Origin of the sequence: Mycobacterium sp. pR1184 (assembly GCF_041287235.1) — a bacterium.
Lineage (GTDB): Bacteria > Actinomycetota > Actinomycetes > Mycobacteriales > Mycobacteriaceae > Mycobacterium.
On sequence record NZ_JBGGKR010000008.1, the window covers coordinates 160770 to 173221 of the forward strand.

Annotated in this window: 13 protein-coding genes; 5 read left to right on the forward strand and 8 right to left on the reverse strand. The window is 65.8% G+C overall.

The window, feature by feature from the left end; translation table 11 throughout:
- Positions 1-14: 14 nt before the first annotated feature.
- Positions 15-236: a hypothetical protein gene (locus tag ACAG21_RS16180; protein WP_370497155.1), complete on the reverse strand. Its 222-nt coding sequence runs from the start codon at positions 234-236 to the stop codon at positions 15-17.
- A gap of 301 nt (positions 237-537) precedes the next feature.
- On the opposite strand from ACAG21_RS16180, the gene ACAG21_RS16185 reads away from it, so the two are divergent.
- Entirely contained in the window at positions 538-1581 is a 1044-nt protein-coding gene (locus ACAG21_RS16185) for a GGDEF domain-containing protein (RefSeq protein WP_370497355.1), read from the forward strand.
- Positions 1582-1613: 32 nt separating this feature from the next.
- On the opposite strand, the gene ACAG21_RS16190 is transcribed toward ACAG21_RS16185, so the two are convergent.
- The gene (locus ACAG21_RS16190; protein ID WP_370497157.1) at positions 1614-2354 is read right to left on the reverse strand and encodes an SDR family NAD(P)-dependent oxidoreductase; all 741 of its coding nucleotides are present in this window, start codon (positions 2352-2354) and stop codon (positions 1614-1616) included.
- 57 nt (positions 2355-2411) lie between these two features.
- Positions 2412-2687 carry a hypothetical protein gene (locus ACAG21_RS16195; protein ID WP_370497159.1) on the reverse strand — a complete coding sequence of 92 codons (276 nt, stop codon included), beginning with the start codon at positions 2685-2687 and terminating at the stop codon, positions 2412-2414.
- Between the two features lie 145 nt (positions 2688-2832).
- Between ACAG21_RS16195 and ACAG21_RS16200 the strand changes: the two genes are divergently transcribed.
- On the forward strand, positions 2833-3483 hold the full coding sequence (locus ACAG21_RS16200; RefSeq protein WP_370497160.1) for a heme oxygenase (biliverdin-producing): 651 nt from the start codon (positions 2833-2835) through the stop codon (positions 3481-3483).
- 13 nt (positions 3484-3496) lie between these two features.
- Here ACAG21_RS16200 and ACAG21_RS16205 read toward each other — a convergent pair whose 3' ends face one another.
- From ACAG21_RS16205 to ACAG21_RS16215, 3 genes are all read right to left on the reverse strand, one after another.
- Positions 3497-5773, reverse strand: a complete 2277-nt coding sequence (locus ACAG21_RS16205) for a SpoIIE family protein phosphatase (RefSeq protein WP_370497162.1) — start codon at positions 5771-5773, stop codon at positions 3497-3499.
- Between the two features lie 159 nt (positions 5774-5932).
- Positions 5933-6694: an SDR family NAD(P)-dependent oxidoreductase gene (locus ACAG21_RS16210; protein ID WP_370497164.1), complete on the reverse strand. Its 762-nt coding sequence runs from the start codon at positions 6692-6694 to the stop codon at positions 5933-5935.
- Between the two features lie 78 nt (positions 6695-6772).
- Complete coding sequence (locus ACAG21_RS16215; protein WP_370497165.1) at positions 6773-7072, reverse strand: hypothetical protein; 300 nt, start codon at positions 7070-7072, stop codon at positions 6773-6775.
- Positions 7073-7226: 154 nt separating this feature from the next.
- On the opposite strand from ACAG21_RS16215, the gene ACAG21_RS16220 reads away from it, so the two are divergent.
- From ACAG21_RS16220 to ACAG21_RS16230, 3 genes are all read left to right on the forward strand, one after another.
- Positions 7227-7865, forward strand: coding sequence for a TetR/AcrR family transcriptional regulator (locus tag ACAG21_RS16220; RefSeq protein WP_370497357.1), 639 nt, complete (start codon positions 7227-7229; stop codon positions 7863-7865).
- Positions 7862-8521: an enoyl-CoA hydratase/isomerase family protein gene (locus tag ACAG21_RS16225; protein WP_370497167.1), complete on the forward strand. Its 660-nt coding sequence runs from the start codon at positions 7862-7864 to the stop codon at positions 8519-8521. Before ACAG21_RS16220 ends, ACAG21_RS16225 begins: the two co-directional genes overlap by 4 nt.
- A gap of 392 nt (positions 8522-8913) precedes the next feature.
- Positions 8914-9315: a hypothetical protein gene (locus ACAG21_RS16230; RefSeq protein ID WP_370497169.1), complete on the forward strand. Its 402-nt coding sequence runs from the start codon at positions 8914-8916 to the stop codon at positions 9313-9315.
- A gap of 11 nt (positions 9316-9326) precedes the next feature.
- Here ACAG21_RS16230 and ACAG21_RS16235 read toward each other — a convergent pair whose 3' ends face one another.
- Together ACAG21_RS16235 and ACAG21_RS16240 are read right to left on the reverse strand one after the other, a co-directional pair.
- Positions 9327-10508 carry a serine hydrolase domain-containing protein gene (locus ACAG21_RS16235; protein ID WP_370497170.1) on the reverse strand — a complete coding sequence of 394 codons (1182 nt, stop codon included), beginning with the start codon at positions 10506-10508 and terminating at the stop codon, positions 9327-9329.
- Complete coding sequence (locus ACAG21_RS16240; protein WP_370497171.1) at positions 10505-11977, reverse strand: biotin carboxylase; 1473 nt, start codon at positions 11975-11977, stop codon at positions 10505-10507. Before ACAG21_RS16240 ends, ACAG21_RS16235 begins: the two co-directional genes overlap by 4 nt.
- Positions 11978-12452: the final 475 nt, after the last annotated feature.

Genomic DNA, 12452 nt, shown 5'->3' on the forward strand with positions numbered 1-12452 from the left:
CGGGCAGGTCTGGCTCAGGCCGAAGGGCGGGCGTGGGTGACCACCGGCGGAAATTCGGGTCGCAGCGAGGTGTGCGGATCGTCATGCTCGATGCGGGCCCACTGGTGGGAGGAGAAGTACCACGTCCACTTGCCCGTGGAAGGCCCGATCTTGAGCACCGCGCCGTCGGTGTCGAAATGGAGTTCGTCACCGTAGGTGATTTCGGTGCCATCTGCCCAGGTCACTGTGAAAGCCATGGGGGCACGCTACCGGGTTGACATATCCAATGCCTGTACAAAGGCCGACAACTTATCTGGCCCTTTTGCGACACCAAAGTGGCCGCCATTAGTGCACGGACCGGTCCGGGAGCGCATATTATTGGCGGAATTGCGCGGCGAGACGACCGGTGAATGTTAGTGTTGGCGACCGCTTGGGGAGCCGTGGGGGCAGCTACGGCCTTTTCGCTCGGAGGTGGGCATGGAACCTTTGTTCCTGCCCGGACCGCCGCCAACCGCTTTGCCAGCGCACCGATTTGGCGATGCCGAGTATCTCGAAGGCATGGAGCGCCTGTTGCAGGCCGTCCAGGACCTGTCGTTGGCTCGCAGCCAGGCCGACATCCAGCGGCTCGTCTCGTCATCGGCGCGCGAACTCACCAGCTGTGACGGCGCCACATTGGTACTGCGCGATAACGGCAAGTGCTTTTACGCCGAAGAGAACGCGATCGGCCCACTGTGGAAGGGCCTGCGCTTTCCGATGACCTCGTGCATCAGCGGATGGGCGATGCTCAATCACGATCCGGCGATCATCCCGGACATCTACCTCGACTCGCGCATCCCGCACGACCTCTACCGCCCCACGTTCGTCAAGAGCCTGGTGATGGTTCCGATCCGCCGGCGCGACCCGATCGGCGCGATCGGTAACTACTGGGCCGAAGTACATCAGCCGACCGAGCAAGAGGTCCGCCTACTGCAGGCCCTGGCCGATTCGACCTCGATCGCCATGGAGAACATCCGGGTCTACTCCGAACTGGAACAGCGGGTACGCGAGCGCACCGCCGCGCTCGAGCAGGCCAACGAGGAGATTCGTCAGCTCTCGGTGACCGACGAAATGACCGGACTCACCAACCGTCGTGGTTTCTACCTGTTGGCCGAGCAAATGCTCCGCGGGGCGCACTACCTCGGCCACGACAGCGTGCTCGCGTTCCTCGACGTCGACGGGCTCAAACGAGTCAACGACGAACACGGCCACGAGGTCGGCGACATGCTGATCAAAGACGTCGCCGACGTGCTGGGCGGAACACTGTGCGAGTCCGACATCCTCGCCCGGTTGGGCGGTGACGAGTTCTGCATCATGGTCACCGAGAACGCGAGCGACGCCTCGACGCTGCGGGACCGGGTGGCCCAGGCATTTCGGGCCTTCAACGAGACGAGCGGGCGGCCCTATCTGCTTTCGGCCAGCGTCGGCCTGGTGCGCGCGTCCGCTGACGGGCCCACCACCTCCGTGGATGAGCTGCTGACCCAGGCCGACGAGTTGATGTACGAAGAGAAGAAGTCCAACGCGAACTCGCGGGCGCCGGGCCGAACAGGCCTGATCCGGCGCTGACTTTGCTTGGCCCCGAGCGGGATTCAGCTCAGCTACCCGGCGCCCTTGCCATTGTCGACCCGGTAGACGGCGCCATGAACGGCCGCCGCGGCGTCGCTGGCCAGGAACGCGATCACATTCGCGACGTCGAGGGGCGCCATCATGCCGCGTGGCGAGGCCGTCCGCATGATCAGGTCATAGTTCGGATTTTCAGGTGCACTGAACTGCTCGATTTGCGGGGTCAGCATGCCGCCCGGGCACACCGCGTTGACGCGCAACCGGTCCGCGGTGTATTCGACCGCCAATGCCCGGGTCAGCCCGACGAGACCATGCTTGGCCGCGCAGTAGCCGGCCGAATAGGCCTGCCCTTCGACACCGGCAATGGACGCGACGTTGACGATGTTGCCGCCCCTTTCCAGCAGCTGAGGCAGCGCGGCCCGGCACAGATAGAACGGGCCGTTCAGATTGACCGCGAGGTCCTCTGTCCAGTCGTCGTCGGTCATCGACTCCGTTCGGCGCATCCGGTGCTTGCCGGCGATGTTGATCAGGACGTCGAGACCGCCGAACTCGCGCACGCACTTCGCGACGGCGTCCTTGCAGGCCTGCGCCGAGCCGACGTCCACCGATGCGTAGCAACCACCTTCGATGTCGGCGAAAACCTCGGCCAAGCGTGCGTTATCGCGGGCTATGCCGAAGATCGTTGCGCCCTGACGGGAAAGGAGCTTGGCTGTTTCGGCGCCCAGGCCCGACGATGCGCCGGTGACGAACGCGACCTTGCCCTGCAGTGTTGTCATAGTGACTAGCAAATCAACTCTCGCGGTGGCCCGTCCCACCAGGGGCACCCAGCCCCGTCAGACCAGCCTTGCGCGCCGCAGGACCAGGGCACCACCCCAGCGCAGAAATTCCACCGGCTCAACCGATTTCAGGTCTACAGGACGGAATGGACGATGCGTCCGCCGGATGCGCCGGGCAGCCACCAGCACCACGAAACTCAGCGCGAGCCTGCCTATCGCGACCCGACTGGTGCGCTGTCTCCAGGTCGGCGACGACGAGCTCGCGCGCCGGCCCAGGTAATAGCCGACGCATGTCGCCGCCGCCAGCGCACCGACCAGCACCAGAACCGCCATGGTGACGAGCGTCCATTGCCGCAGTCGCGGTCAGGTCACGTGCGAGACACACCTCGGCCAACAAAGATCAGCCACCCGCCGCCGGTGGTGGCTCGGTAGCATCCAAGACGATGAATTGGGCGGGCTACATCGAGGAGAGCACGCAATGCCGGTGAGCGTCGCCGAGACGGGCCGGCCGCTTTCCGTCGCGATGAAGGAAGGCTCGGCCGAAGAGCACGCCCGGGCGGAGCAGTCGCCGTTCGTGACGGAGTTGCTGGCGGGCCGGGTCAACAATCACGGCTACGCCGATTACCTGCTTAGGCTGCGCGTGGTTTATGCGGCCTTGGAGGATGCCGTCCGCAGCCGGCGCGATGATCCGATGGTGGCAGCGGTATACGACCCGATGTTGGAGCGCCTGCCGGCCATCGAGGCAGACCTCGAACACTGGAATCCCAACGGCGGCAACGAGATCGAATCACCTGCCGCACAGGCCTACCGCGACCGAATCGAGGCAGCGTCGTGGGGCGGAGCGCTGGTAGCCCACCACTACACCCGCTATCTCGGGGACCTCTCCGGCGGCCAGGCCATCGGCAAGATTCTTGACCGCACGTTTTCGCTCGGGGGTGCCGGGCTGGCAATGTACCGATTCCCGATGCGGCCCAAGCCTTTCAAAGACCGCTATCGGGCTCGCCTTGATGCGCTGCGCCTCGGGCCCGACGCGGTTCGTCGTGCGGTCGACGAGGTCAAGGTCGCGTTCGGCCTCAATCAGGCGGTGTTCGACGAACTGTCGGACAACCTGCCGGCCTATCAGCAGTAGTCACCGCGAGAGGTCAGGGGCGCCGGAGGGCGACGATTGTGACGTCGTCGTCGATATTGCCCGAGTCCATCGCGGTCCAGATTCTGGATGCCGGGGCATCGCCCGCGCGGTTCAAGGTCTGGGCGAGACGGTCCAGACCTTCGTCGATCACCTCACCGCGGCGTTCCACCAGGCCGTCGGAGTACATGACCAACCCGTTGCCGGGCTCGACGGTGAATTCGCTCGGTGCGTACGTCACGCCGCGGATGCCGATCGGCGGCGAAAGTTCGATCGGCGCAAGGACTGTCGCCGGGCTGGTCAGGTAAGGGATCAGGTGGCCCGCACAGGCGGCCTGCACCAGGCCTGAGCCGAGGTCGACCCGCACGGCGATGACCGTGGCGAACGCACCGGGCAGCATGTGCACACAGAATTCGTTCAGCTGGGTGAGCGCCTCGGCCGGTGTCGCACCGGCGAACAGTTGCGCCCGCAACGCGTTGCGCAACTGTGCCATCGTGCCGGCCGCGGTGATGCCGTGGCCGGCGACGTCGCCGATCAGCAGAATCAAGCGGCCGTCGCGCAGCTCGAATGCGTCGTACCAGTCGCCGCCCACGTTACCACCCGCAGCTGGCTCGTAATACGCTGATAGCCACCAACTTTCGAGCTCGGGTATCGACTCGGGCAGCAGGCTGCGCTGCACCATCTCGGCCATGCGCAGCGCGCCACGCGTGCGACGGTACAGCGACTCCACCAGGTGGCGTCGCAACGACTCAGCGGACTCGCACTCGCTGGGCGTCCACGGTTCGCTGCGTTGATGGACGATCTCGCGCCATCGGTCGAATGACTTGCGCGGGCTGAGCCGCACGCCGTCGCCCTCCCCGACCGCGATCGTCTTGTTGTGCGGGTCGCCGCCCCAGTCGACCGAGCGCAGCACCTCGCGGCGGAACCAGACGGCGTATTGGCCGTCAGGCAGGTTGATCACGAGCGCGCCGGCGGCCGACTGCGGGTCGAGGTCGAGGTCGGGCAGCTCGCCCGACAGCCATTCGCTGCCGGCGATCTCGTCGTCGGCCCCGCGCGCCCAGTCGATGACCGCGGCCACCACCTGCGGCGGCGGAACCGAGCCTCGGGTCTGGTGATCGCCCTGGATGTTGACCACGACACCTTCCGCGGGTACCAAGTCGAGCAGGTCGGGCGCCCCGAGCATGGCCGCCGTCAGCGATTCGCGATCGTCGAGCGTGGCGGCGGTCAGCTTGGCCAGCACCGCTTGGGCGGCCAGCCGCTGGTGCAGCTGTTCGTCCTCGAACCGGTCGACGAGTCGCAACGACAGGGTCGAGCCGAGGAACTCCGCCGCCGCCCGGGTGCCGAACGGTGGCAGATGAGCACCGGCGTAGTGGTGGCAGGCGATAAGCCCCCACAGCCGCCCCTGGCGCAACAGCGAGATCGACATCGACGCGTGCACGCCCATGTTCTGCAGGTACTCAACGTGGATGGGCGAGACGCTGCGCAACGTCGCATAGGTAAGGTCCAGCGGCGTGCCGCTCTCCGGGTCGATACTCGGCAGCAGCGGCGTCGGCGTGTAGTCGACGTCGGAGATGAGCCGAATCCAGTTCTTCTCGTAGAGCGCGCGTGCCTGCGCCGGGATGTCGGTCGACGGATAGTGAAGTCCCAGAAAGGAATTGAGGTCGTCGCGTTTCGCTTCGGCAACGACCTCGCCGTTGTATTCCTCGTCGTAGCGGTACACCATCACTCGGTCGAAGCCGGTCAGACTGCGGACGGCCCGCGCGGCGGTGGCGTAGAGCTCGGCCAGCGTAGCGGCCCGGTTCAATTCCTCCACCGCACCGCGCACGGCCTGATAGGTGTTCGGGAAGGAGAACGGCCGCTCGCCGTAGGCGATCTCGAGCTCCACCAAGAGCACCCCGCCCGGCTCGCGATGCAGGATAACGTCGAATGCTCGTGGTTCACCGGCCACGTCGATCATGCACTCGAGCGGGTTGTGCTGGCGCAAGCTGCCGTAGCTAGAGGCCACCTGCTCGATGCGGGCGGCCTGTTGGTGGCCGACCATTACCGACAGATGCCGGCCGAGGACGGCGTCGGCGGGACGACCGAGCAACTCGGCGACATTGGCACTCACCTGACGCACCTCGAAGGCGGGCTCGCGGACCACCGCGAGCACCCCACGCGGCTGGATACTGCCCGGGATGTGGATCGGCTCGCGAGCGCAGTTTTCGAGGTCGATGGGTGTTCCGACCGGAACGAGATCGTCGATCTGCTGGCCCTCCCCTGCCAGTCGCGGAATCCGAGCCCCGTAGGCCACGGCTTACATGCTCAAGGTCTGTTTGAGCACGCGATTTCCCGCAAAAGCATCCTTACACCGTTCGGCGAGTGAGGGCGACGGCCCGACCGTCTTCAACCAGGTTAGCGAAACTAACGTCGTGATCAGCCAGCCGCTGCCGAAACTGAACCGCCAGCCCATTCAGACCTGGTTGAATCCGCCGTCCGCGGTCAGCGTCGACCCGGTGGTAAAGCTCGACAGATCGCTGGCGAGAAACACCGCGGCATGGGCGATTTCGACGGGGTCGGCGAAGCGTCCCAACGGGATCGTGGCGACACGGCCGGCGCGAAACTCTTCGACCGACGCGTTCGGGTTGGTTTGAGCCGCCAGTGCGTCGCTGCCCGGGGTAGCGGTGGAGCCGGCGACCAGGACATTGACCCGAATGTTGCGGTCGGCGAGTTCGCTGGCCCAGGTGCGGGCAAACGACCGTACGGCCGCCTTGGTGGCGGCGTAGATGCTGAGCCCCGGGCGGCCGCGGTCGGCGGTGGTGGACCCGGTCAAAATGATCGACGCGTTATCGTTGAGCAGCGGCAGCGCCTTTTGGACCGTGTAGACGACGCCTTTGACGTTCGTCGTCAGCAGGGTGTCGAGATCGTCATCGGTGATCTCACCCAGTCGGGAGACCTTGGTGGCGCCGGCGTTGGCCATCAGGATGTCCAGACCGCTGCCGGCCTCCTCGACCTCGGCGTAGAGACGGTCGAGGTCCTCGGGCTTTCCGACGTCGCCGCACACGGCGATTGCGCGGGAGCCTAATTGCATTGCCGCGGAGTCTAATTCGGCTTGCCGCCGGCCCGTGATGAACACCCGGTCGGCACCCTCGGCGATGAACCGCTCGGCGGTGGCCAGACCGATACCCGAATTGGCACCGGTAACGACGGCGGTTTTCTGGTCGAGCAATCCCATCGAGGTCTCCTAAGGCAGCGCAGCGTTTTGCGTTTCAACGCGCCCGCTGCTGCCGGCCTTCCCGGGCCGGCGCTACCGCTATTCGGCGTCGCCGAGGGCAGCCAGGCGCTCACTCACCCGAGCCAGCGCCTCGTCGAAGATCTCCACCTTTTCGCCGCGTTTTTCGTTCGCCGGCTGCGCGGCGCCGCGGGCGCCTTCGGCCTCCACCCGAGCCGCACCCTGACGTCGCAACAAGCTGAAGTTCTTCTCCCGCGCCTGCCTGAGCCGGCTCTGCAATTCCCTCAGCGCCTGCTCGTCCATCCGCTTGAGAGCCTCGGGATGACTCTCGCCGATCAACGCGCTTTCCTGCTGGGTCAGGTTCACATGGTGGGTGCTCACCGTAAATTCATAGCCTGCACCGCGCACCGCGGCGCGTCGAATCGCCAGACGTCATGCCGAACCGTCACCGCGGGGACACTTCACGTTCACACCGCCGCCCACACCCATAACAGAGCATCCGCTCTGTTATGGTGTCGCCATGCCTCGCCCCCGGGTGCTCGATCTGTCCCAGTTGATGGATATGGCCGAGCGCCTGGCCGCAGAATCCGGACCTCGTGCCGTCACCATTCGCGCTCTTTCGGACGCAACGTCGATGTCGAATGGGGCGATCTATCACGCATTCGGATCCCGCGCAGGATTGCTGGGCCACGTGTGGCTGCGCGCCGCGAAGAGATATCTCTGCGTCCAACGTGCGGCGGTTGGGCAAGCACTGTCGTCCGGCACCTCGCGGGAGCCGGTGGTGGACGCGGTGGTCGCCGCCGCCCGGTGTCCGGCGACCTTCTTCCATCAAGATCCCGTCTCGGCCCGATTCCTGCTCGCGGTGCACCGGGACGACCTCTTCGAATCCGGTGACTTACCCGGCGAGTTGGCCGACGATTTGCGTCGGCTCGATCACGAGCTGGGCGGTTTGCTCATCGAGCTCAGCGAACGCATGTGGAACAGACGCGACCGCTGCGCGGTAGCCGCCATTCGCGCCTGCGTTGTCGAATTGCCGACTGCCCTGGTGATTCGCGGCCAGGAGCCGCCCGACAGCGCGGCGTTGCAACGGCTCGACGTCGCCGTGCGTGCGGTGCTGACGCTGACACCCCCGGTCAAGACATCCACCAAGAAGAAACAAGGGAGTACACCATGACCGTGACGGTGCAACGCGAAGGGTCCATCGCGATCTTGACGTTGGGAGAAGACGAAAACCGTTTCTCACCCGAATGGCTGGACACCGTCAACTCTCACCTGACGGACATCGAGAACAACGCCGACGCTCTGGTTACCGTGGGCACCGGCAAGTTCTACTCCAACGGTCTCGACCTGGATTGGCTGTCCGCGAACAACAGCCGCGGTGATTGGTACATCGAAGCGGTGCAAGGTCTGCTTGCTCGCGTCCTCAACTTTCCGCGGCCCACGGTCGCAGCGGTCAACGGCCACGCCTTCGGCGCGGGCGCCATGCTGGCCATCGCACACGACTACCGCGTGATGCGATCGGACCGCGGCTACTACTGCTTTCCCGAAGTCGACATCAAGATCCCCTTCACCAAGGGCATGGCGGCACTGGTGCAGGCCAAACTGTCGCCGCAGACGGCGGTTACGGCCATGACGACCGGCCACCGATTTACCGGCCCCGATGCGCAGGCCGCCGGTCTCGTCGACGAGACCGCCCCGGACGAAGAATTGGTCAGTGCCGCCGTCAGGCGGCTGCAGCCACTACTCGGCAAAGACCGCGGCACCCTCGGAGCCATCAAAACCACGATGTACGCCCCGGTCACGGCGGCCCTGCGTTCGGTGGGCGACTAGCAACACCGCCGCATGTCACGCCAGACGCAAACCCGGTAATGGAGTAGTGAACTACTCGTGCGGCCGCGCACGATCCGGCAGGACAATTCTCCCACCGAAAGTACATGCCAAGAGCAAGAGCATTATGTGCGCACGGGCCGGGGCGCGTACCCGATGTCGTTGTGCACCAGGAGCTCTCGTTTGGAGGTAGAGCGATGTTTGGAATCGGCAGACACGGCGGAAACGGCGCGGGCGACTCCGTGGCGAGGGCGGCGAAGATTACGGGACTCTTTGCGCTGTGCGCGGCCGTTGTCACCGCGATCCCGCCGTCGATCAATTTGCTCAGCAGCGACAAACAACCGCCGTCGTTGACAAACCCCGCAACCGCGCCAACGACGACCACTTTGGCGAAAGTGCCCGATAGCGGTCTGACGTTCGGTCCATTGAAGAACGGGAAACTCACCGTGGCGGGGTCTGCTCAAAGAGACGTCCTCGGCATGTACGTGATGATCGGCCCGAAGCCGCCGGGTGGGTACGACACGGGCTGCGGGGTGGTAACCGACGGGCGCTGGCAAGTCGAGGTTCCCACCGATCCATCGTGGCCGAAATACCCACTGATGACCGTCCCCGCCTACCGCTCCTGCACCGTTGCCGGCAGCGCGACCGGCCTCGATTTCACTTTTCAGCGCACCGCGACGACGACGCCGCCGACCCCACCTCCGGGTCAGATCTTGGATTGCACCAAACAAAACGGCCCCAGCTGCCTTACCGGCCCGGGCTTCGGACCACCGACGGTCTACCAGCCGAATCAATGACGCGGTGACTGCTACTCGGTTGTGATTCCCGCCAGTTCCCTTGCCACAGCGTCGAATGCGTGCAGCGTGTCCCACAGCATCTGCGGATCTCCCGCGTCCGGCTGGGTGGATAACTTGACGGCGACCAGCTCGGCGTCCCGGTTGACGTAGATCATCTGGCCACACATCCCCTGGCACAACACAATGTTGTTGCCCGGGTAGGGAAACCACACTTGGTTGCGGTACATGCCGCCGGGCATCTGGGTGTCGTCGGGGCTGGCGGCAAACGCTTCACGCGAGTCCGGACCGCCGTCGACAGTGTCGGCGATCCAAGCGGCCGGGACCACTTGCCGCCCGGTCAACGAGACACCGTCGTGCAAGAACAGCGACCCGAATCGGATCATGTCGGTCAGACAGGCGTTGATGCCGCCGTCGAAGAATCCGGTCCCGGCCGTGTCGACGGCGATGGTGGCATCGCGTTGGGCGCCGATCCGGCTCCACACCAGCTCCGACATCAGCCCGGGCATCCGCTGGGCGCCGGCCACCTCGCAGATCCAGCCCAGTACGTCGGTTTCGCACGAGCGATATTCGAACGGGCCGCCGTGTGCCGACTTCTGCTGCAGGGTCAACAGGAAGTCGCGCAGCGTGGACGGGACGTCGGAGTTGCTCGTCGGCGCCCATCCCATCGCCTGGTCGAGAACGTGGATCTCCGCGGTCGGATGAAGGTAGTTGTCCGAGAACGCGATACCCGACCGCATGTCCAGCAGGTGGCGCACCGTCGCACCGGAGTAACCGCAATTATCCAGAGCGGGAACGTATTTCGTGACCTGCGCGTCAAGATCGATCGCGCCGGCGCCGTGCAACACGCCTACCACCGCACCCACCAGCGACTTGCTCACCGAGAACAGCAGGTGCCGGGTCTCGGCACCCATGCCGTCGAGGTACTCCTCGGCCACGATCGACCCGCGGTGGGCGACGGCCCACCCGTCGGTAGCTGTGCCGGTCATCACCGCGCCCACGGTGGTGGTCGTCCCTTCGGTGCTGATCACCGGGATCTCGGCGATCGGGGCGCCGGCCGCGGGCAACGCCGCGACCGGACCGTTCCCGCGCGGGATCACCGCGGTCGGGACGAAATCCTCGATGTGCTGGAACGACCAATGCGCATACGGCGGCGACAGCCAGTTGTCCAGCGAGATACCGGCCGGGCGGCTCACGCTCGTGCGACGAGCCGCGAGACGATCGGCGCGGCCGGTGTCAGGGGCGTCGAGACGAACTTCGCCTTCATCCCCTTGACCCAGCGCTGGCAGCGCTCGCTGAGCTGATAGTCGTCGGTCTGCAGGTGTGAGCGAGTGACGAGGACGCCGAGTTGGGCGCCCTCGGACCGCAAGTCGCCGGGCGCCGCTACACGCATGTAAAAGGCCTCGGAGCCGTCGAGCAGCGTCGCCCAGTCGTTGGCGGTACGCGAAAAGGAGACCCGACCGTCGTCGTCGATGCGCCATACCCCGGTGCGTGGCGTCGCGGTGAAGATTTCGATATCCGGGGACGTCTCCGTGATGATCACCTGGCCCCAGACTTCGTCTTCGCCATAGCCGCGCTCCCAGCGCGCGTTGATCTCGTCGATGTCTAACTCGTACTCCACGTCCATGTACTCGAGCAGGTGAAAGAGAAACAGCGGCATGTCGGCGTAGGCCTCGGTGGTCAAGTTCGTCATCGGGCTGGCGCCGGACAGACGCGGATTCACCTCGCCGAGGTACAGCTCGTCGGAGTCGAGGTCGTGCAGCAGATCCACCTCGAAATAGCCGAGGTAGCCCTCGCGGCGCATGACGTCGCCCAGCTTTGCCACCATTTCTCGCGCGGCGTGGGTCTGGGCGGGCGGCAACACCTCGCGCCAGATGTCATTGCCACACCAGCTGCCCCGGCTGGGGGTGAGCTCGGAATACCCGACGAGACTCGTCATCGCGGGTCCGACCACGGTGCCGTGCCGGGTCACGGCACCCTCGAGGCAGACCTCCACGTTGCGGATGCGCTTCATCACCTTGAGTTCTTGCTGCGAGGAGAGCTCACCCGCGTGCTCGTCCCAGTCGCGCTGACCGCGCACGAAGAACGTCCCGCTGCCGGCGTTGCCATACGCGATCGAGATGACGAGGTCGTCTCCCAATCCGGCGCTTTGTGCCAGCGCCTGCAATTCGTCGTAGGAGCCGGCGCGCCCGATCACGTTCGGGACGCTGGGGATACCCGCCTCGTTGGCCAGGCGGGTCATGACGATCTTCGAGCCCAGGCGCTGGCGCAGCTCGATCGGCGGATGCATCACCTCGAGACTCGCGGACCGGGCGAGGGCCTGGATCTCCTCGTTCAGCATCACAAAGCAGCACTTGCCACCGGGGCCTTTGCCCGCGACAAACTCGAGTGTTTCGGGATCCGACAGCAGGTGGCTGCACACCTCGTCCATCGAGTCGAAGTCACGGCGATCGCGCCGCCGGGGCACGAACACGCGCGAGTGGGTGCCCTCGAAAGAGTCAAAGTAGGTGAGGTAGAAGAAGTTTCGTATCCAGCGGTCAACGCCGAGCAGATTGAACGGCGTCGGCGAGATGAAGTACAGCGGCACCTTGTTCGTGTGGAAGAACGCGCGTATGTCCGACAGACCGTTCAGCACGCGACGCTCGGGCTCCGGCGCCACGATCACGCCTGCCGCGGTGACGTCGCGGCTCGAGCGTCTTCGGTCAACACGGCGAACTCAGGTATCTGCATGCCCACAAGTGTGCCCTTGCCACTGGCCGTGCGCAGCGTCTCGGAGCATCCGGGTTGCAGGCGTCGTGTGCCTCAGGGCGAGAGCTGGACATGGCCCCCCGGCGGGCGCGGCGACGGCGGAGGTGGCGGCGGCGGAGGTGGAAGCGGCGGCGGAGGCGCCTCAGGTGCCGGCGCGGGTCCTTGCTCCTGGGGTGGGGGTGCCTGTGGTTGCGGCTTAGGGGCCTGCGGCTGTTGTGCTCGCGGCGGCGGCGACGCCACCGGCGGCTCGAGCGGCTTTGCCGTCGGCGCCGGGATGCCTGGCGGCGGATCCGGTGTGATGTCCCCCAGGGGAGCCGGGCTGATCCGTCCCCTGAGCAGCACGCCGCGCGCGCCACGTGCGGAAACGTTTGCCGAACGGGCCCCGTCCGGCA

Bases quoted from the DNA above. Each gene is read 5' to 3' on its own strand.
- ACAG21_RS16185 (WP_370497355.1), top strand. From the start codon at position 538: ATGGAGCGCCTGTTGCAGGCCGTCCAGGACCTGTCGTTGGCTCGCAGC.
- ACAG21_RS16225 (WP_370497167.1), top strand. From the start codon at position 7,862: ATGACCGTGACGGTGCAACGCGAAGGGTCCATCGCGATCTTGACGTTG.
- ACAG21_RS16200 (WP_370497160.1), top strand. From the start codon at position 2,833: ATGCCGGTGAGCGTCGCCGAGACGGGCCGGCCGCTTTCCGTCGCGATG.
- ACAG21_RS16210 (WP_370497164.1), bottom strand. From the start codon at position 6,694: ATGGGATTGCTCGACCAGAAAACCGCCGTCGTTACCGGTGCCAATTCG.
- ACAG21_RS16190 (WP_370497157.1), bottom strand. From the start codon at position 2,354: ATGACAACACTGCAGGGCAAGGTCGCGTTCGTCACCGGCGCATCGTCG.
- ACAG21_RS16195 (WP_370497159.1), bottom strand. From the start codon at position 2,687: ATGGCGGTTCTGGTGCTGGTCGGTGCGCTGGCGGCGGCGACATGCGTC.
- ACAG21_RS16180 (WP_370497155.1), bottom strand. From the start codon at position 236: ATGGCTTTCACAGTGACCTGGGCAGATGGCACCGAAATCACCTACGGT.